Origin of the sequence: Saccharothrix texasensis (assembly GCF_003752005.1) — a bacterium.
Taxonomy (GTDB): Bacteria; Actinomycetota; Actinomycetes; order Mycobacteriales; family Pseudonocardiaceae; genus Actinosynnema; species Actinosynnema texasense.
On the sequence record NZ_RJKM01000001.1, the window covers coordinates 7,666,416 to 7,686,657 of the forward strand.

The following is a 20,242-nucleotide window of genomic DNA, read 5'->3' on the forward strand; positions in this document are numbered from 1 at the left end:
CCCGACGAGGGCCGATCTTTGCGGCGGCCCGCGAAATACGCAACACTGGTGTTGTGAAAAACGCCGGGACCTCTTCGACCGCTGTGCCGTCCGGGCACGACGGCCGTACCCGGCACGCCGTCGCACGGCTCCTCCTGGAGCAGGGCCCGGTGACCGCGGCCTCGGTCGCGGAGCAGCTGGGCCTGAGCCCCACGGCGGTGCGCCGGCACATCGACGCGCTGGTGGCCGACGGCGAGGCGACCAGCAGGGAGGCCTCTCGACGGGGTCAGCGCGGCCGGGGTCGCCCGGCCAAGCTCTTCCTGCTGACCGAGCAGGGGCGGGCCCGCTTCGGGCACGCCTACGACGACCTCGCCGTGGCCGCGCTGCGGTTCCTCGCCGAACAGGGCGGGGAGGAGGCGGTACGAGCCTTCGCCGAACGACGGGTGTCCGCATTCGTCGACCAGCACCGCGCGGCCATCGTGGCCCAGCCCGACGCCGCGGAGCGGGCCAAGGCCCTCGCGGTGGCGCTGACCAGGGAGGGCTACGCTGCCTCGGCGCGCCACGTGGGGGCGGGCGAGCAGCTCTGCCAGCACCTGTGCCCGGTGGCGCACGTCGCGGCGGAGTTCCCGCAGCTGTGCGAGACCGAGACGGCGGCGTTCGCCGACCTGCTCGGCACGCACGTCCAGCGCCTGGCCACCATCGCCCGCGGCGATGCCGTGTGCACGACGCACATCCCGAACACACCCCGGATCACGGTCGGCGGAACCGACGACCAGACTCCAGTCGGCGGAGCCGACGATCAGACTTCAGATGGAGGGGAGCCCGCATGACTGCCGCTGCCGAGCAGCGCACCACCACAGCCCCGCTCACCCAGGAAGAGACCCTGGCGAGCATCGGCAACTACGAGTTCGGCTGGTCCGACTCGGACGTGGCAGGCGCGAGCGCTCGCCGGGGCCTGAACGAGGACGTCGTTCGGGACATCTCGGCGAAGAAGAACGAGCCCGAGTGGATGCTGGAGTTCCGGCTCAAGGCGCTGCGGTTGTTCGACCGCAAGCCCATGCCGACCTGGGGCTCCGACCTGTCGGGCATCGACTTCGACAACATCAAGTACTTCGTCCGGTCGACCGAGAAGCAGGCGGCGACCTGGGACGACCTGCCCGACGAGATCAAGAACACCTACGACCGCCTCGGCATCCCGGAGGCGGAGAAGCAGCGCCTGGTGTCCGGCGTCGCGGCCCAGTACGAGTCCGAGGTCGTCTACCACAAGATCCGCGAGGACCTCGAGGAGCAGGGCGTCATCTTCCTCGACACGGACACGGCGCTGCGCGAGCACCCGGAGCTGTTCAAGGAGTACTTCGGCTCCGTCATCCCTTCGGGTGACAACAAGTTCTCCGCGCTGAACTCCGCGGTGTGGTCGGGCGGCTCGTTCATCTACGTGCCCAAGGGCGTCCACGTCGACATCCCGCTGCAGGCCTACTTCCGGATCAACACCGAGAACATGGGCCAGTTCGAGCGCACGCTGATCATCGTCGACGAGGGCGCGTACGTGCACTACGTCGAGGGCTGCACCGCGCCGATCTACTCGTCGGACTCGCTGCACTCCGCCGTCGTGGAGATCATCGTCAAGAAGGGTGGTCGCTGCCGCTACACGACCATCCAGAACTGGTCGAACAACGTCTACAACCTGGTCACCAAGCGCGCCAAGGCCGAAGAGGGCGCGACCATGGAGTGGATCGACGGCAACATCGGCTCCAAGGTCACCATGAAGTACCCGGCCGTGTTCCTGATGGGCGAGCACGCCAAGGGCGAGGTCCTCTCGATCGCGTTCGCGGGCGAGGGCCAGCACCAGGACGCCGGCGCGAAGATGGTGCACATGGCGCCGCACACGTCGTCCACGATCGTGTCGAAGTCGGTGGCGCGCGGCGGCGGCCGCACCTCCTACCGCGGCCTGGTCCAGGTCAACAAGCGGGCGCACCACTCGAAGTCCACGGTCAAGTGCGACGCGCTGCTGGTGGACAACATCAGCCGCTCGGACACCTACCCGTACGTCGACGTCCGCGAGGACGACGTGTCGATGGGTCACGAGGCCACGGTCTCGAAGGTCTCCGAGGACCAGCTGTTCTACCTGATGTCCCGCGGTCTCAACGAGGACGAGGCCATGGCGATGATCGTGCGCGGGTTCGTCGAGCCCATCGCGCGCGAGCTGCCGATGGAGTACGCCCTCGAGCTGAACCGCCTGATCGAGCTGCAGATGGAAGGGGCCGTCGGCTGACATGGCCGTCACCACCGAAGACCAGCAACACGGCCTGACGGCCCACTCGCACGGTGGAGCCGGGAAGACGGGCACCGCCCCGATCTCTTCGCGCGCGGACCACTTCACGTCCTTCGACGTGAACGCGTTCGAAGTGCCCGGCGGTCGCGAGGAGATCTGGCGCTTCACCCCCATGAAGCGCCTGGCGAACCTGCACAACGGCGCCGAGGCCACCGGCACCGCGAACGTCGAGGTCGACGCGCCGGAGGGCGTCACGGTCGAGACCGCGGCGCGCGGCGACGAGCGCCTCGGCGTCGCGGGCACCCCCGGTGACCGCGTCGCCGCCCAGGCCTGGACGTCGTTCACCGAGGCCACCGTCGTCACCCTCCCCGGTGACGCGAAGTCCGAGCCGACCACCATCACGGTGACCGGCGCGGGCGAGGGCCAGGTCGCCTACGGCCACCTGCACGTGCGCGCCGAGCAGTTCGCCGAGGCCGTCGTCGTCATCGACCACCGCGGCTCCGGCGCGTACGCCGACAACATCGAGTTCGTCGTCGGCGACGGCGCGCACCTCACCGTGGTCGCCATCCAGGACTGGGCCGACGACGCGGTGCACGTCTCGTCGCACCACGCCAAGCTGGGCCGCGACGCCTCGTTCAAGCACACCGTCATCACCCTCGGCGGCAACGTCGTCCGCCTCACGCCCACGGTCACCTACACCGGCCGCGGCGGCGACGCCGAACTGCTCGGCCTGTACTTCGCCGACGCCGGCCAGCACCTGGAGCACCGCACCTTCATCGACCACTCGGCGTCCAACTGCCGCAGCAACGTGGTCTACAAGGGCGCGTTGCAGGGCGAGGACGCGCACACGGTGTGGATCGGCGACGTGCTCATCCGCGCCGCCGCCGAGGGCACCGAGACCTTCGAGCTCAACCGGAACCTGGTGCTCACCGACGGCGCGCGCGCCGACTCGGTGCCCAACCTGGAGATCGAGACCGGCGAGATCGAAGGCGCGGGCCACGCCAGCGCCACCGGCCGGTTCGACGACGAGCAGCTGTTCTACCTCCAGGCCCGGGGCATCCCGGAGGACCAGGCGCGCCGGCTGGTCGTGCGCGGCTTCTTCCACGAGATCCTGCTCAAGATCGCCGTCCCCGAGGTGCGCGAGCGCCTGGAAGCCGCGATCGAGGCGGAGCTCGAAGCGGTGGGCGTGTGACGTGCCGACGCGCGTGCCCCAGCGGAGGCACCGCATGAACAGGGTGTGCTCGCTGACCGACCTCGACGACGGCAAACCCGCCGCGTTCGAGGTCGGCGACGAGCACACCCCGGTCCTGCTCGTCCGCGACGGCGGCACCGTGCACGCCCTGCGCGACCTGTGCTCGCACGCCGAAGTGGCGCTCAGCGAGGGCGAGGTGACGCGCAAGGGCGTGGAGTGCTGGCTGCACGGGTCGTGCTTCGACCTGCGCACCGGCCGCCCGTCCTCGCCGCCCGCCACCGAGCCGGTCGACGTGTTCGCCGTCGAACTGCGCGGGGACGACGTCTACGTGGACGTCACCGCAGCGGTGAACTGACCCTGGCTACGAACTGACTTTCCTCGCCCGCAACACCAGGAGAACGAAGTACCAATGGCCACTCTGGAGATCAAGGACCTGCACGTCTCGGTCAACACCGACGACGGTGCCAAGGAGATCCTCAAGGGCGTCGACCTGACCATCAAGGCAGGCGAGACCCACGCGATCATGGGCCCCAACGGCTCGGGCAAGTCCACCTTGTCCTACGCCATCGCCGGGCACCCCAAGTACGACGTCACCTCCGGCAGCGTGCTGCTGGACGGCGAGGACGTGCTGGAGATGACCGTGGACGAGCGCGCCCGCGCGGGCGTGTTCCTCGCCATGCAGTACCCGGTCGAGGTGCCCGGCGTCTCGATGTCGAACTTCCTGCGCACCGCCGCCACCGCCGTGCGCGGCGAGGCGCCGAAGCTGCGCCACTGGGTCAAGGAGGTCAAGGAGGCGATGTCCGAGCTGGACATCGACCCGGCCTTCGCCGAGCGCTCCGTCAACGAGGGCTTCTCCGGCGGCGAGAAGAAGCGCCACGAGATCCTGCAGCTCGGGCTGCTCCAGCCGAAGATCGCCATCCTCGACGAGACCGACTCCGGCCTGGACGTCGACGCGCTGCGCGTCGTGTCCGAGGGCGTGAACCGGTACAAGCGGTCCGGTGAGGTCGGCGTCATGCTGATCACGCACTACACCCGGATCCTCAAGTACATCTCGCCCGACTTCGTGCACGTGTTCGCCGGTGGCCGCATCGCCGAGTCCGGCGGTCCGGAGCTGGCCGACCAGCTCGAGGCCGAGGGTTACGTGAAGTACATCGGAAAGCCGGAAGCAGCCGGCATCGCCTGACGTTGCACCCTGTGGGGCAACACCTTGTCCGTGACCACGTACCGAGAGGAGGCGTCGGACCAGTGACCACCACCGCCACTGCACTGGACGTCGCTACCGTCCGCGCGGACTTCCCGATCCTGGGCCGCACCGTGCGGGAGGGGAAGCGGCTGGTCTACCTGGACTCCGGCGCCACCTCGCAACGCCCGAGGCAGGTCCTCGACGCCGAGCGCGCCTTCCTGGAGACCGCCAACGCCGCGGTGCACCGCGGGGCGCACCAACTGGCCGAAGAGGCCACCGACGCCTACGAGGGCGCCCGGCAGAAGGTCGCCGACTTCGTCGGCGTCGACTACGGCGAGATCGTCTTCACCAAGAACGCCACGGAAGGCGTGAACCTCGTCGCCTACGCGATGGGCAACGCCGCCACCGCGGGCCCCGAAGCCGAGCGGTTCCGCCTCGGCCCCGGCGACGAGATCGTCGTCACCGAGATGGAGCACCACGCGAACCTCGTGCCGTGGCAGCAGCTGGCCGCCCGCACGGGCGCGACGCTGCGCTGGTTCGGCGTGACGGACGAGGGCCGGCTCGACCTGTCCGACCTGGACTCGTTGATCACCCCGGCCACCAAGGTCGTCGCGTTCACCCACCAGTCGAACGTGCTCGGCACGGTCAACCCGGTGCGGGTGCTGGCCGACGCGGCCCGCGCGGTGGGCGCGCTCACCGTGCTCGACGCCTGCCAGTCCGTGCCGCACGGCCCGGTCGACTTCAAGGCGCTCGGCGTGGACTTCGCGGTGTTCAGCGGCCACAAGATGCTCGGGCCGTCCGGCATCGGCGTCCTGTACGGGCGCCGCGAGCTGCTCGAAACCCTGCCGCCGTTCCTCACCGGCGGGTCGATGATCGAGATGGTGCACATGGCGCAGTCGACGTTCGCGCCGCCACCCGCGCGGTTCGAAGCGGGCGTGCCCATGACGTCGCAGGCCGTGGCGCTCGGCGCGGCGGTCGACTACCTCGACGCCATCGGCATGGACCGGATCGCCGCGCACGAGCACCAGCTCACCGAACTGGCGCTGCGCGGCCTGGCCGAAGTGCCGGGCGTGCGGGTCGTGGGCCCCACGGAGGCGGTCGACCGAGGCGGCGCGGTGTCGTTCGTCGTCGACGGCATCCACGCGCACGACGCCGGCCAGGTCCTCGACAGCCTGGGCGTCGCGGTCCGCGTCGGCCACCACTGCGCGTGGCCCCTGCACCGGCGGATGAACGCCGCCGCCACCGTGCGGGCCAGCTTCTACCTGTACAACACACCGGACGAGGTGACCGCCCTGGTCGACGCCGTCCGCGAGGCGCAGAAGTTCTTCGGGGTGGTCTGACGTGCAGCTTCAGCAGATGTACCAGGAAATCATCCTGGACCACTACAAGAACCCGCACGGGCGCGGCCTGCGCGACCCGTACGACGCCGAGTCGCACCAGATCAACCCCACGTGCGGCGACGAGGTGACGCTGCGGGTCTCGCTCGACGGCGACACCGTGCGCGACGTGTCGTACGACGGGCAGGGCTGCTCCATCAGCCAGGCGTCCACCTCCGTGCTCACCGACCTGGTGGTCGGCAAGCCGCTGGGGGAGGCGTTCGAGAAGATGGACGCGTTCGTGGAGCTCATGCAGGGCCGCGGCCAGGTGGAACCCGACGAGGACGTCCTGGAGGACGGCATCGCGTTCGCGGGCGTGGCGAAGTACCCGGCGCGCGTGAAGTGCGCGCTGCTGGGGTGGATGGCGTTCAAGGACGCGGTGGCACGCAGCGAGGGAGCAAAGGCATGACCGCCGAACAAGGCATGACCGCCGAAGAGGACGTGGTGCGCGGCATCGAGGGCATGCCCGAGCCGCCCGCGCCGAAGGCAGACGTGGCCGCGGTGGACGACGTCGAAGAAGCCATGCGCGACGTCGTCGACCCGGAGCTGGGCATCAACGTCGTGGACCTGGGCCTGGTCTACGACATCCGCGTCGACGAGGAGAACGTCGCCCTCATCGACATGACGCTGACGTCGGCGGCGTGCCCGTTGACGGACGTCATCGAGGACCAGACGCGGTCGGCGCTCGTGGGCGGCGGCGGCGGTGCGAGCGGGATCGTCAACGACTTCCGCATCAACTGGGTGTGGATGCCGCCGTGGGGGCCGGAGAAGATCACCGACGACGGCCGTGAGCAGCTGCGGGCCCTCGGGTTCACGGTCTGACAGGTTCACGGTTGGGCGGGTTCGCCGTCTGGCGGGTTCGCCGTTCGGCTGGAGTTTCGCAGGGGTCCCCGGTGAGGGGGCCCCTGTTTTGTGATGGCGGCCTGGACCGGAGGGCTTGGTTTCGGTGAGGGGAAGATCAAGAACCAAAAACTGAAAGAGTCCTCGCCGGACGGGCAGATCAGCAGGATGACCGGGTTCGTGGTGATGCTCCGGTTGAGTGGTGGGTCGGGGTTCGTGTCATCCCACCGACCTCCCTACGGGCTACCACACGTATCAAGGGGGCGGCCCCGGTGAATGCCGCGGGTAGTGCTGGACGAGCCCCCTTGACACGCGCGGTAGGGCGGAGCCAGGTCGGCGGGATGACACGAAGCCCTTCCTTCGGGGGAAGAGCGGGCCAGTGGACGGGTCAGAGTCAGCGGGCGTAGACGCGTTCCACGAACTCCGCGATCTGCGACTCGTCCAGGTGCCGGGCGAGGTCCGCCTCCGACACCATGCCGACCAGCCGGTGCGACTCGATCACCGGCAGCCGGCGGATCTGGTTGTCCTCCATCGTCCGCAGCACGTGCGACAGGTCGTCGTCCGCCTCGACCCAGTGCAGGTGCCCCGACATGTCGCCGGCCCGCATCGACGCGGGATCACGGCCCTCGGCCACGCAGCGCAGCACGATGTCGCGATCGGTGATGATGCCGTGCAGCCGGTCGTCCTTGCCGCAGATCGGCAACGAGCCGACGTTCAGGTCCCGCATCATCCGGGCCGCGTCGAGCAGGCTCTGGTCCTCCTTGACGCACTGGACACCGGAATTCATGATCTCCCGTGCGGTGGTCATGCCGAACCTCCTTGTTCGCCTGCCACCAAGCATGCGCCGGTCCGGCCCGGCCGGCACCTCGGCGGCGGCTACGTCTGCGCCACCAGCATCTCGACCACGTCCGCGAGCGACCCCCGCCGCCGGAACGCCCGCCGCTGCCGCACCGCGCCCGTGCCGTCCACCAACAACCGGTCGATGCCGTCGACCACCAGGTCCTCGTCCCCGGCCTCGCGCAGCGCCGGACGCGTCCAGTCCACCAGCGCCCGCACCATGTCCTGCGCCGGCACCAACCGACCGCTCAACGGCTCGATCCCCGCGCCGTCCAACCCGTCCCGCGCCGACCGCCACAACGCCGTCCGCACCGCCAGGTCCGGCACGCGCTGCGCGGGCACACCGGCCGACGCCGTCGCCGCGATCGCCCGCACCAAAGCGGCCAGCAGCACGGCCTCGTCCACGGTCGCCGCCACGTCGCACACCCGCAGCTCCACCGTCGGGTGCCGCTCCGACAGCCGCACGTCCCAGTAGACCATCGCCGGATCCAACGCCGCCCCCGCCGACCGCAGCACCCCCGTGGCGCGGTGGTAGTCCTCCGGCGACTCGAACCACGGCGGCGCGCCCGCCGACGGCCACGGGCTCCACGACAGGTAGCGCCAACTCGCGTAGCCCGTGTCACGCCCGTTCGCGAACGGCGAGTTCGCGCTGATCGCCAACAGCACCGGCAGCCACTGCCGCAGGTGGTTGCTGATCAGCACCCCGGTCTCCTCGTCCGGTATCCCGACGTGCACGTGGCAGCCGCAGATGGTCAGCCCGTCGATCAACGACCCGTACTCGGCGGCGATCGTGCGATACCGGTCGGAGTCGGTCAACGGCGGCGGGTAGACGCCACCCAGCACCGGGGTCCCGGTCGCCACGATCCGCGCGTCGTGCACACCCGCCAGCGCGGCCAGCGCCCGCCGTGCCGACAAGAGCTCCTCACGCACCTCAGCCATGCTCCGGCACACCCGCGTGGCGCTCTCCACCTGGTAAAGCGTGATCTCGGTCTGCAGGTCGAGCCCCGAACGGGCGCCGCCCAACACCTCGGCCGCCAACGGCACCAGCTCCCCGGTGCTCGCGTCGACCAGCAGGAACTCCTCCTCGACCCCCACCGACAACGGCAGGTCCGAGACGACTCGCGGAAGCGGTAGGGCGGTGACCTCGCTCACCAGGGACCTCCTGACGCAGGGTAGTCCGCCTGATGCTATGAGTAACCGAACCGGCCGCACATGCGGCTTTGCGGTGAACTTCCTAGCCGACCGCCAGGTGCGGCCCGCCGCGCAGGACGTCGACGTGGTCGCTGCCCGGCCGCCCCAACACCCAACTGGTGCCCCGCAACGACTTCGCGTGCTCCTTCAACGGCGCCAGCAACCGGGACACCTCCCGGTACGACCCCACCGACCCGGCCGCGCAGATCAACGTCGCCAACGACAACGTCACCCCACGCCCCTCCACCTCGAACGGCACGTCCAGCACACCCGCGGCGAACGGCACGACCTCGTCCAACCCGGCCACCACCAGGAAGTCGTCCCCACCGACGTGCCCCACCTGCACCCCCGGGAACGACGGCGCACCCTCGGTGAGCGCCCGCCCGATCGCCCGGATCAAATCGTCACCCGCCGCGAACCCCGCCGAGTCGTTCACCCGCTTGAACGCGTCCACGTCCAACCACCCCACCGCGAACAACTCGCCACCCAGGATGCGCCGATCCACCTCGCGCGCGATCGAGTCGCTGCCCGGCAACCGCGTCAACGGGCTCAACGCCGCGGCCTGCTCCACCTTCATCTCGGCCACACCGCGCACCACGTCCGCGACCCGCACCACACCGAGGCAGCGGTCGTCGTCGTCCACGACCACCAAGTCGTCGTTGGTGCGCTCACGGTTCGCGTGCGCCACCACGTCCAACAACTCCAGCGCGCTGGACCCCGAACCGATCAGCTTCGGCCGGTCCGCCAACCGCGCCGCCTCCCGCTTCGCGTGCAGGGCGTGCCCGAACGGCCCCGTCACCGCCAGCAGGAACCGGTTGCGGTCCACGGTCCACCGCGGCCTGCCCTCACCGTCCACCAGCACGACGCCGCTGACCGTCGGCTGGTTCGCCAGCACGTCCCGCACCTCCTCGGACGTCGCCGAGTCGGGCAACGTGGTCGCCGGGTGCAGGAAGTCGGTGACCCTCGGCCCCGCCTGGCGCCGCAACGGCGCGGTCATCGTGCTCGTGACCGACTCCGGGTCGCTCACCTCGCTCAACACCGCCGCGATCGTCGCATCCACCTTGGGCCGGCGCTGCGGGCCCGCCAGCAGGTTGCCCTGCGCGAGCCGCACCCCCAACCGGCGCAGCGCCGCCAACTGCGCCTCGGTCTCCACACCCTCCGCGACGACCAGCGAACCGATGTGCTCGCACAAGTGCTGCAACGCCTGCGCCAACGCGAACCGGGCGGGATCGGTGGGCAGCGCCACCACCACCTCCCGGTCCAGCTTGATCACGTCCGGCCGCACCTCGGTCAGCAGCGACAACGGCGAATCACCCTCACCGACCCCGTCCAGACCGATCCGGAACCCGTCCTCCCGCAACCGCTCGACGCCCCGGACCAACAACCGGCGCGGCGCACGCGAGTACGGCGTGCCGACCTCCACCACCACATCGGCCGGGGTGCGCCCCACCTCGCGCAACGCGCCGTAGAGCGGAGCCATCAGCTCGGGCTTGTCCGCGACCGTCAACGCGAGCAGGTTCACGTGCAGCGGCAGACCGAGCCCGTGGTCGGCCGCGTCCCGGACCGCGCGGCACGCGAGCGCCACGTCGGTGTTGGCCAGGTACCCGGCGCGGAACGCCATCCGCAGCAGGTCCTGGACGGTGCCGTCGTGCGGTCGGGCCAGCGCTTCCACCGCCACGACCCCTCCGGTGTGGAGGTTGAACAACGGCTGGAAGGCGAACCGGACGTCATCCAGCAAGGCGGGCACGGCGTCGATCGTGCCCGGTCGATCTTCTTTTGCCGAGACCGTTAACCCGGTGTTCCCGCACTTTTGGCCGATTGCACAGGAAATGCCAACCGAGCGCGCATAACCCATGACGCCGAGCCGAACAGCCGGAGCATCGCCCGCACGGTCCCGCGCAGGTCATCGAGCGCGTCGTCGTGCCCGCCCAGGTAGTCGCGCTGAAGACTCCCGGACAACCGGAAAAAGATGTCGAAGAATTCCGGCACCTCGTCGGGCGGCAGCGCCAGCAACGCCTCCAGACCTCTCAACCGCAACGCGCGCACCGTGCGCTCCACCCCCGACCGCCGCACCGCACGGCCCTCCACGATCGCATCCGCCACGACGGGCGCCCGCCGCAACGCCGCCGCCACGCTGTACCCCGTCGCCGGGTGGATCCACCCCGCCGCCGCGCCGAACGCCCCGTCGCGCGCCCGCCCGTCCAACGTGATGCGCACCCGTTCCTCGTCCGCCGGCACCGGGATGCCGTGCCCGGCCAGGCGCGCGTGCAACCGCAACCGCAACTCCCTCAGCGGCAGCCCAGGCCGGCGCGCCAACGACGTCTCCTCCAACAACACCTCGTCCGCCGACACCGGGATCGCGTAGAGGAACGTCGGATCACCCGTCGTCGCCGCCGCGGGCCTGCGCCAGTCCATGATCAACGCCTCGTCCGCGCCCACGAACGGCGCCGCCACCGCCGCCGGCACCACCACACCGACCGCCGTCTGCGCCGCCCGACCACCCACCGCGCCGCTCGCGTCGACCACCCGTCCGGTCAACACCCGCCCGTCGGCCAACACCACCCTCCGCTCGGTGCGCGCCACCACCCGCCCCGCGACCACCCGGACACCGTCCGGCAACCACCGCAACCGCTCGTTGTCCAGCACGGCGTAACCCCGCCCGATCACGTGCTCCGCCGTCGTCACCGCACGAGCCCTCGACGTGCTGACCGCCACCGGCGCATCGGCCGGCAACTCGTCCACCCACGCCGCGTAGGTCGCCCGCCACAACCGCCCCGGGTTCGGATCGACCAGCACCGTGCCCAGACCCCGCGCCGCGCACGCCCGCGCCAACGCCCGCCCCGCCGGCCCGCCACCCACGACCACCACGTCCACTAGCGCTTCTCCCGCCGCTCCGGCGGCAGCAGGTCGCCCAGCGCCAGCGGCTGGTGCCGCGCCACCACACCCGCCAACTGCGTCACCGTCCGCTCGATCGCCTCACGCGCCGCGTTGCGCTCCGAGATCACCGCCGACAACAGCAACGCCGTCAACACCGCCGTCCCGTTGAACGCCTGGAGCGTCACCATCCGCACCGGCAGGTCCAGATCGGCGAACGGACCCGTGCTGCGCGCCGCGCCCCGCGCCGCCAGGGTCGACGCGACCAACGCGCACGGCGCCGTGCCCAGGTGCTGGAAGCGCAGCGCCGCCCAGATCAGGAACGGGAACACCAGGTACATCAGCCGCAAATCGTGCGTGCTCGCCACGGCCATCACCACCGCCGTGCTCGCCAACAACGCGGCAGCCTCCGCCCACCGGCGCGCGGTGTGGCCGCGCAACCGGAACGAGCGGAACGCCAGGACGATCGGCACGAACACCAGCACACCCAGCGCGTCACCGGTCCACCACACCGTCCACGTCGACCAGAACAGCCCGCCGTCGATGACACCCGTCACCAGCAACGTGCCCGCGCCGATCGTGGCGCTGACCGCCATGCCCACGAGCCCGCCCAACAAGACCAGGGCGAGCGCGTCACGCGCGCGGTCCATCGCCGGCTGGAAGCCCGCTCTCCTCAGCAGGAGGTAGGCGACCACGGGACCGATCGTGTTGCCGGCGGTGATGAGGACCGTCGCGCCGAGGTCGGAGAGCGTCGAGTTGGCCACGAACGCGCCCAGCGCGATGCCCGGCCACATCTTCAACCCGCCCAGCAGGAGCGCGAGCACCGCGACACCGGTAGGCGGCCACAGCGGCGTCACCTGGTCGTTGACGAGTGCTTGGAGGAGACCGACCAGCGCGCCCGCGTAGTAACCAGCCGCGACGAGGACGACGTGGAGCGCGTACCGGCCGAGCCGAGGCGAGAGCTGCACCGGCACAGCATCCACCGTCCTCGGAGGTCGCACCACGCCTAGCTGCGGAGATGACGTAACCGACCCCCCGATTTGTCTCTGCGGGGGCCGGGGTGTAACTTTCTCTCTGCCAGCGCGGAACGGGCCGGAGAGAAACCGGAACGGAGCGCGGCGCGCAGAAGCCCCCGGGACTGAATCAGCAGCACAGAGTGCTGCCTCCGCTCCGGACGGTAGAACCAAATTGAATGCGAAGCGAGTTCAGCGCGGAGCCGAGAAGCCGAAACCGGCCGATTTGACACCGCGAAAACGAACGAGCTAAGGTTCAACCACAGCAAGCGAAACACCGGAAACACAAAGCCCCGGATTGAACCGCGGTAAGACTGCGGAACGAAATGGTGAGCGCGTGTTCTTTGAGAACTCAACAGCGTGCCGAATAGCCAGTAAATTTATGAACCTCGTCAAGAGGTTTCCTTTGAGATTGTTACTGGACAACTGACATTCATGTCAGTGTTGTTCGGAGCGATCAAACATTCCTTATTGGAGAGTTTGATCCTGGCTCAGGACGAACGCTGGCGGCGTGCTTAACACATGCAAGTCGAGCGGTAAGGCCCTTCGGGGTACACGAGCGGCGAACGGGTGAGTAACACGTGGGTAACCTGCCCTGTACTCTGGGATAAGCCTGGGAAACTAGGTCTAATACCGGATATGACTCCATTAGGCATCTTGTGGGGTGGAAAGTTCCGGCGGTACAGGATGGACCCGCGGCCTATCAGCTTGTTGGTGGGGTAATGGCCTACCAAGGCGACGACGGGTAGCCGGCCTGAGAGGGTGACCGGCCACACTGGGACTGAGACACGGCCCAGACTCCTACGGGAGGCAGCAGTGGGGAATATTGCACAATGGGCGAAAGCCTGATGCAGCGACGCCGCGTGAGGGATGACGGCCTTCGGGTTGTAAACCTCTTTCAGCGGGGACGAAGGGCAACTGACGGTACCCGCAGAAGAAGCACCGGCTAACTACGTGCCAGCAGCCGCGGTAATACGTAGGGTGCGAGCGTTGTCCGGAATTATTGGGCGTAAAGAGCTCGTAGGCGGTTTGTTGCGTCGGCTGTGAAAACTTCACGCTTAACGTGGAGCCTGCAGTCGATACGGGCAGACTTGAGTTCGGCAGGGGAGACTGGAATTCCTGGTGTAGCGGTGAAATGCGCAGATATCAGGAGGAACACCGGTGGCGAAGGCGGGTCTCTGGGCCGATACTGACGCTGAGGAGCGAAAGCGTGGGGAGCGAACAGGATTAGATACCCTGGTAGTCCACGCCGTAAACGGTGGGTGCTAGGTGTGGGGGACTTCCACGTCCTCCGTGCCGCAGCTAACGCATTAAGCACCCCGCCTGGGGAGTACGGCCGCAAGGCTAAAACTCAAAGGAATTGACGGGGGCCCGCACAAGCGGCGGAGCATGTGGATTAATTCGATGCAACGCGAAGAACCTTACCTGGGCTTGACATGCACCGGAAACCTGCAGAGATGTAGGCCTCTTCGGACTGGTGTACAGGTGGTGCATGGCTGTCGTCAGCTCGTGTCGTGAGATGTTGGGTTAAGTCCCGCAACGAGCGCAACCCTCGTTCCATGTTGCCAGCGCGTAATGGCGGGGACTCATGGGAGACTGCCGGGGTCAACTCGGAGGAAGGTGGGGATGACGTCAAGTCATCATGCCCCTTATGTCCAGGGCTTCACACATGCTACAATGGCCGGTACAGAGGGCTGCTAAGCCGTGAGGTGGAGCGAATCCCACAAAGCCGGTCTCAGTTCGGATCGGGGTCTGCAACTCGACCCCGTGAAGTCGGAGTCGCTAGTAATCGCAGATCAGCAACGCTGCGGTGAATACGTTCCCGGGCCTTGTACACACCGCCCGTCACGTCACGAAAGTCGGTAACACCCGAAGCCCGTGGCCCAACCAGCTTGCTGGGGGGAGCGGTCGAAGGTGGGACTGGCGATTGGGACGAAGTCGTAACAAGGTAGCCGTACCGGAAGGTGCGGCTGGATCACCTCCTTTCTAAGGAGCATTCCTCACCGGTTCTCTTCGGAGGGCCTGTGGAGAGCCTCGCGATCGGCGAATGATCGATCGGTGGTTGCTCAATGATGTGGATGCTGGCTATATACAGAATCTGGGATCGTCCGGGGAGTTAGTACTGTCCGTAAGGGCATGGAAGGGTCTCCCGAGGGTTCGAGTCTTCTGTTCGGTACGCTGTTGGGTCCTGAGAGAACACGTGAGTGTCTCTTTCAGCGAGAAACGACAGGACGGTCTCCGTCCGCGAACCGCCGGGTTGTCCGGTAGGCGTGGGCAGTAGCGGGATGGTGTCTGGTTGTTCTTTGAGAACTGCACAGTGGATGCGAGCATCTTTGTGGCAAGTTATTAAGGGCACACGGTGGATGCCTTGGCACCAGGAGCCGATGAAGGACGTAGGAGACTGCGAAAAGCCTTGGGGAGCTGTCAACCGAGCTGAGATCCAAGGGTATCCGAATGGGGAAACCCGGCCCCAGTCATGTGGGGTCACCCACGCCTGAACACATAGGGCGTGTGGAGGGAACGCGGGGAAGTGAAACATCTCAGTACCCGCAGGAAGAGAAAACAACCGTGATTCCGTGAGTAGTGGCGAGCGAAAGCGGAAGAGGCTAAACCGTATTCGTGTGATACCCGGCAGGGGTTGCGTGTACGGGGTCGTGGGACTTACTGGCCGGTTCTGCCGGACTGGCAAGGAGTCATAAAATGTCGTGGTTAGCGGAACGCGTCTGGAAAGCGTGGCCGTAGAGGGTGAGAGTCCCGTACGTGAAAACCCGACATCTCCTAGTGATGTTCCCAAGTAGCAGCGTACTCGTGAAATTCGCTGTGAATCTGGCGGGACCACCCGCTAAGCCTGAATACTACCTGGTGACCGATAGCGGACTAGTACCGTGAGGGAAAGGTGAAAAGTACCCCGGGAGGGGAGTGAAATAGTACCTGAAACCGTGTGCCTACAATCCGTCGGAGCCTTTAGGGGTGACGGCGTGCCTTTTGAAGAATGAGCCTGCGAGTTAGTGCTGCGTGGCGAGGTTAACCCGTGTGGGGTAGCCGTAGCGAAAGCGAGTCCGAATAGGGCGTGTGAGTCGCGTGGTCTAGACCCGAAGCGGAGTGATCTAGCCATGGCCAGGGTGAAGCGTGGGTAAGACCGCGTGGAGGCCCGAACCCACCAGGGTTGAAAACCTGGGGGATGAGCTGTGGTTAGGGGTGAAAGGCCAATCAAACTCCGTGATAGCTGGTTCTCCCCGAAATGCATTTAGGTGCAGCGTCGTGTGTTTCGTGCCGGAGGTAGAGCACTGGATGGTCTAGGGGGCCCACAAGCTTACCGAAATCAACCAAACTCCGAATGCCGGTACGTGAGAGCGCGGCAGTGAGACTGCGGGGGATAAGCTTCGTAGTCGAGAGGGAAACAGCCCAGAACGCCGGCTAAGGCCCCTAAGTGTGTGCTAAGTGGGAAAGGATGTGGGGTCGCCCAGACAACCAGGAGGTTGGCTTAGAAGCAGCCACCCTTTAAAGAGTGCGTAATAGCTCACTGGTCAAGTGGTCCTGCGCCGACAATGTAGCGGGGCTCAAGCACACCGCCGAAGCCGTGTCATTTCAGTGTCATGCTGGGATGGGTAGGGGAGCGTCGTTCAGCCATTGAAGCGCCGGAGTGATCCAGGTGTGGAGGCTGGACGAGTGAGAATGCAGGCATGAGTAGCGAAAGACGAGTGAGAAACTCGTCCGCCGGATGACCAAGGGTTCCTGGGCCAGGCTAATCCGCCCAGGGTAAGTCGGGACCTAAGGCGAGGCCGACAGGCGTAGTCGATGGACAACGGGTTGATATTCCCGTACCCGTGTGAACGCGCCCATGGCGAACCTTGTGATACTAACCGCCCGAAGCCCGCTCTGATTCTTCGGATGAGGGGCGATGTGGAGCGCGGGACCTGAACTTGTAGTAGTCAAGCGATGGGGTGACGCAGGAGGGTAGCTCCGCCAGTGAGTGGTAGTACTGGTGTAAGCGTGTAGGCCGTAGCATAGGCAAATCCGTGCTGCATGAAGGCTGAGACGTGATGCATAGCCGATTGAGGCGAAGTAGAGTGATCCCATGCTGCCGAGAAAAGCCTCTAGTGAGTGTTCATGCGGCCCGTACCCCAAACCGACACAGGTGGTCAGGTAGAGAATACCGAGGCGATCGGGCGAACTGTGGTTAAGGAACTCGGCAAAATGCCCCCGTAACTTCGGGAGAAGGGGGGCCGAGGGATTTGAAGCCCCTTGCGGGCTAGGATTTTTCGGCCGCAGAGACCAGCGAGAAGCGACTGTTTACTAAAAACACAGGTCCGTGCGAAGTCGCAAGACGATGTATACGGACTGACGCCTGCCCGGTGCTGGAACGTTAAGGGGACCGGTTAGTCTTTCGGGGCGAAGCTGAGAACTTAAGCGCCAGTAAACGGCGGTGGTAACTATAACCATCCTAAGGTAGCGAAATTCCTTGTCGGGTAAGTTCCGACCTGCACGAATGGCGTAACGACTTCTCGACTGTCTCAACCACAGGCCCGGCGAAATTGCACTACGAGTAAAGATGCTCGTTACGCGCGGCAGGACGGAAAGACCCCGGGACCTTTACTATAGCTTGGTATTGGTGTTCGGTTCGGCTTGTGTAGGATAGGTGGGAGACTGTGAAGCGCTGACGCCAGTCAGTGTGGAGTCGTCGTTGAAATACCACTCTGGTCGTACTGGATGTCTAACCTCGGTCCGTGATCCGGATCAGGGACAGTGCCTGGTGGGTAGTTTAACTGGGGCGGTTGCCTCCCAAAGGGTAACGGAGGCGCTCAAAGGTTCCCTCAGCCTGGTTGGCAATCAGGTGTCGAGTGCAAGTGCACAAGGGAGCTTGACTGTGAGACCGACAGGTCGAGCAGGGACGAAAGTCGGAACTAGTGATCCGGCCATGGCTTGTGGAAGCGTGGTCGCTCAACGGATAAAAGGTACCCCGGGGATAACAGGCTGATCTTGCCCAAGAGTCCATATCGACGGCATGGTTTGGCACCTCGATGTCGGCTCGTCGCATCCTGGGGCTGGAGTAGGTCCCAAGGGTTGGGCTGTTCGCCCATTAAAGCGGTACGCGAGCTGGGTTTAGAACGTCGTGAGACAGTTCGGTCCCTATCCGCCGCGCGCGTAGGATACTTGCGGAAGGCTGTCCCTAGTACGAGAGGACCGGGACGGACGGACCTCTGGTGTGCCAGTTGTCCTGCCAAGGGCATTGCTGGTTGGCTACGTTCGGAAGGGATAACCGCTGAAAGCATCTAAGCGGGAAGCCTGTTCCTAGATGAGGTATCCCACCCCTTTGTGGGTTAAGGCCCCCAAGAGACCATTGGGTTGATAGGCCGGAGATGGAAGGTCGGTAACGGCTGGAGTTGACCGGTACTAATAGGCCGAGGACTTGTCATGAAGACGCTACGCATCCACTGTGCGGTTCTGAAAGAACCGAACCGGACCGTCACGGTCCACCTCTTGTGTGGGGTGGGGTGTGGTGCCTACGGGTTGGTAATTTCATAGTGTTTCGGTGGTCATAGCGGTTGGGGAACACCCGGTCCCATTCCGAACCCGGTAGTTAAGCCTTCCAGCGCCGATGGTACTGCACTCGTGAGGGTGTGGGAGAGTAGGACGCCGCCGAACAATTCTTCGCCTTCAGGGGCACCCGGTCAGGGTGCCCCTGAAGGCTTTTTCGCGTTCAGCACCGCCGGCGGAGGGCGGTGTGACCGGGATCCTCGGCATCAGCGGGTGGGGTTGAGTAGTTTCCTGCCATGCACCACGAGCCGGTCGACCCCCGAACGCAGCGCCGCTCCGGCGGGAGCGCCACCGTCCACTCGGACCTGGCCACGAACCCGTTCCGCGTGGACCGTGACCGTGTGGCGAGTTCACCGTTCTTCGCCCGGCTCGGCGGTGTGACGCAGGTCGTCAGCTCGACCGGTTCCGGGTTGCTGGTGCACAACCGGCTCACGCACAGCTTGAAGGTCGCGCAGGCGGCCCGTGCCATCGCCGAACGCCTCGGCACCCGGCCCGACGTGGCGAACCTGCTGGAGAAGCTCGGCGGCTGCGACCCGGACGTGGTGGAGGCCGCTTCGCTGGCGCACGACCTGGGGCACCCGCCGTTCGGGCACCTCGGCGAGCAGGTCCTCGACCGGTTGGCGCGGCACCGGTTCGGGTTGTCGGACGGGTTCGAGGGCAACGCCCAGTCGTTCCGGATCGTCACGACAACGGACGTGCGGGGACCGGCGGCGGTCGGGTTGGACCTGACGGTGGCGGTGCGCGCGGCGATGCTGAAGTACCCGTGGACGCGCTTGTCGTACCCGAAGCCGCACCCGAGGGACCTGCCCGCGCCGCCCCGCGGCGCGGCCGAGCCGACCGACGGGCCGGGCACCGGGTCGAGCAAGTTCTCCGCCTACGTCACCGAGCTGGACGACGTCGAGCAGTCCCGCGCGTTCTACACGGCCCGGCTGGAGCCGTGGCAGCAGACGGTCGAGGCGTCGGTCATGGACACGGCCGACGACATCGCCTACGCCATCCACGACCTGGAGGACTTCCACCGGGTGGGTGTGCTCCAGCACGCCGCGGTCTCGACCGAGCTGAACACGTGGCTGGAGCACGCGGTGGAGCTGGCGGGGTTGAGCGCCGCGGACCTCGCCGCGCAGGAACGCCGCCCGGGTCGTTCGCTGGAGGCGCTGCGGCGGCGGCTGCACGCGAAGGACTCGTGGGCGGTGGACGACGACGTGTTCGCGCAGGCCGTGGCGAAGGTGCGGGCCGAGCTGGTCGACGGTCTGCTGGCGGTGCCGTTCGACGGTTCGGTGGAGGCGGAGCAGGCCGTGGCCGGGTTCTCCGCCCGCTGGACGCGGCGCCTGGTCGACTCGGTCGGTGTGGTGGAGGAGCCGACGACCAGGTCGGGGCACGTGGTGCTGGCCGTGCCGCAGTGGCACGAGGTGCAGGTGTTGAAGTTCGTGCACCGCCGGTTCGTGCTGCTGCGGCCCGACCTGGCGTTGCACCAGCGCGGCCAGGCGCGGCTGCTCACGGCACTGGTCGAGGCGTTGGAGCAGTGGGTCACCGACCGGCACGAGGCGAACCGGTTGCCGCGCCGGCTGCACGACCTGGTGGAGCTGGCGGGGGAGGAGTACGCGGCGCTCGCGCGCACGGACCCGTCGGTCCTGGTCGGAGCGACGGGTGAGACGCCGTCCGGTCCGGACGCCGTGCGGGCGTTGGCGCGGGGCCGCGCGGTGGTCGACTTCATCGCCTCGCTCACCGACAACCAGGCCGCGGCGCTGCTCGACGCACTGTCCGGACGCACCGGTCAGCTGTGGACAGATGCGTTCGTACTGTGAAATGTGATGGTTCTACCGTCTGAGAAGTAGGCCGAACGGTGGCAGACGGTACTTGTCCGTGCGCAATACGTTGACCCCTCGGTCGGAGACATCCGGCCGAGGGCCGCGTGCGTCGGGGGCACGCAAGATTCTGGGGGAGACG

14 protein-coding genes and 3 rRNA genes are annotated in these 20,242 nt (G+C 67.0%); 12 read left to right on the top strand and 5 right to left on the bottom strand.

Annotation, left to right across the window (positions count from 1 at the left end):
- Nucleotides 1-53 precede the first annotated feature (53 nt).
- The 8 genes from EDD40_RS34505 (at nucleotide 54) to EDD40_RS34540 (ending at nucleotide 6,824) form a co-directional block, all read left to right on the top strand.
- A complete protein-coding gene (locus EDD40_RS34505) occupies nucleotides 54-809 on the top strand; it encodes a helix-turn-helix transcriptional regulator (RefSeq protein WP_246038040.1) in 756 nt (251 codons plus the stop codon).
- Complete coding sequence (sufB, locus tag EDD40_RS34510) at nucleotides 806-2,251, top strand: Fe-S cluster assembly protein SufB (RefSeq protein WP_106620034.1); 1,446 nt, start codon at nucleotides 806-808, stop codon at nucleotides 2,249-2,251. Before EDD40_RS34505 ends, sufB begins: the two co-directional genes overlap by 4 nt.
- 1 nt (nucleotide 2,252) lies before the next feature.
- A complete protein-coding gene (sufD, locus tag EDD40_RS34515; RefSeq protein WP_123746623.1) occupies nucleotides 2,253-3,443 on the top strand; it encodes a Fe-S cluster assembly protein SufD in 1,191 nt (396 codons plus the stop codon).
- A 34-nt stretch (nucleotides 3,444-3,477) separates the two neighbouring features.
- Nucleotides 3,478-3,798 carry a non-heme iron oxygenase ferredoxin subunit gene (locus tag EDD40_RS34520; RefSeq protein WP_123746624.1) on the top strand — a complete coding sequence of 107 codons (321 nt, stop codon included), beginning with the start codon at nucleotides 3,478-3,480 and terminating at the stop codon, nucleotides 3,796-3,798.
- A 54-nt stretch (nucleotides 3,799-3,852) separates the two neighbouring features.
- The gene (gene sufC / locus EDD40_RS34525; protein ID WP_123746625.1) at nucleotides 3,853-4,626 is read left to right on the top strand and encodes a Fe-S cluster assembly ATPase SufC; all 774 of its coding nucleotides are present in this window, start codon (nucleotides 3,853-3,855) and stop codon (nucleotides 4,624-4,626) included.
- A gap of 62 nt (nucleotides 4,627-4,688) precedes the next feature.
- The gene (locus EDD40_RS34530; protein ID WP_123746626.1) at nucleotides 4,689-5,966 is read left to right on the top strand and encodes a cysteine desulfurase; all 1,278 of its coding nucleotides are present in this window, start codon (nucleotides 4,689-4,691) and stop codon (nucleotides 5,964-5,966) included.
- Between the two features lies 1 nt (nucleotide 5,967).
- Nucleotides 5,968-6,411: a Fe-S cluster assembly sulfur transfer protein SufU gene (gene sufU / locus EDD40_RS34535; RefSeq protein WP_053721365.1), complete on the top strand. Its 444-nt coding sequence runs from the start codon at nucleotides 5,968-5,970 to the stop codon at nucleotides 6,409-6,411.
- Nucleotides 6,408-6,824, top strand: a complete 417-nt coding sequence (locus EDD40_RS34540; RefSeq protein ID WP_123746627.1) for a metal-sulfur cluster assembly factor — start codon at nucleotides 6,408-6,410, stop codon at nucleotides 6,822-6,824. The genes sufU and EDD40_RS34540 overlap by 4 nt, the downstream gene beginning before the upstream one ends.
- A gap of 412 nt (nucleotides 6,825-7,236) precedes the next feature.
- Here the strand turns inward: EDD40_RS34540 and EDD40_RS34545 are convergent, their stop codons facing one another.
- The 5 genes from EDD40_RS34545 to EDD40_RS34565 all read right to left on the bottom strand — a co-directional run bounded on the left by EDD40_RS34545 (nucleotide 7,237) and on the right by EDD40_RS34565 (nucleotide 12,712).
- Nucleotides 7,237-7,650 (bottom strand): CBS domain-containing protein, encoded by a 414-nt coding sequence (locus EDD40_RS34545; protein ID WP_123746628.1) that lies wholly within the window; start codon nucleotides 7,648-7,650, stop codon nucleotides 7,237-7,239.
- Nucleotides 7,651-7,718: 68 nt separating this feature from the next.
- Nucleotides 7,719-8,831, bottom strand: coding sequence for a carboxylate-amine ligase (locus EDD40_RS34550; protein WP_123746629.1), 1,113 nt, complete (start codon nucleotides 8,829-8,831; stop codon nucleotides 7,719-7,721).
- Between the two features lie 82 nt (nucleotides 8,832-8,913).
- The gene (locus EDD40_RS34555; RefSeq protein ID WP_123746630.1) at nucleotides 8,914-10,617 is read right to left on the bottom strand and encodes a GGDEF domain-containing protein; all 1,704 of its coding nucleotides are present in this window, start codon (nucleotides 10,615-10,617) and stop codon (nucleotides 8,914-8,916) included.
- A gap of 41 nt (nucleotides 10,618-10,658) precedes the next feature.
- Nucleotides 10,659-11,744 carry a lycopene cyclase family protein gene (locus EDD40_RS34560; protein ID WP_123746631.1) on the bottom strand — a complete coding sequence of 362 codons (1,086 nt, stop codon included), beginning with the start codon at nucleotides 11,742-11,744 and terminating at the stop codon, nucleotides 10,659-10,661.
- Complete coding sequence (locus EDD40_RS34565; RefSeq protein WP_246038042.1) at nucleotides 11,744-12,712, bottom strand: MASE1 domain-containing protein; 969 nt, start codon at nucleotides 12,710-12,712, stop codon at nucleotides 11,744-11,746. Before EDD40_RS34565 ends, EDD40_RS34560 begins: the two co-directional genes overlap by 1 nt.
- 513 nt (nucleotides 12,713-13,225) lie before the next feature.
- Here EDD40_RS34565 and EDD40_RS34570 point away from each other — a divergent pair.
- From EDD40_RS34570 to EDD40_RS34585, 4 genes are all read left to right on the top strand, one after another.
- A 16S ribosomal RNA gene (locus EDD40_RS34570) occupies nucleotides 13,226-14,743 on the top strand.
- A gap of 350 nt (nucleotides 14,744-15,093) precedes the next feature.
- Nucleotides 15,094-18,175, top strand: a 23S ribosomal RNA gene (locus EDD40_RS34575).
- A 111-nt stretch (nucleotides 18,176-18,286) separates the two neighbouring features.
- Nucleotides 18,287-18,403: ribosomal RNA gene (gene rrf, locus EDD40_RS34580) — 5S ribosomal RNA — on the top strand.
- Together the 16S, 23S and 5S rRNA genes form the textbook arrangement of a ribosomal RNA operon.
- A 128-nt stretch (nucleotides 18,404-18,531) precedes the next feature.
- Nucleotides 18,532-20,100 carry a deoxyguanosinetriphosphate triphosphohydrolase family protein gene (locus EDD40_RS34585; RefSeq protein ID WP_123746632.1) on the top strand — a complete coding sequence of 523 codons (1,569 nt, stop codon included), beginning with the start codon at nucleotides 18,532-18,534 and terminating at the stop codon, nucleotides 20,098-20,100.
- Nucleotides 20,101-20,242: the final 142 nt, after the last annotated feature.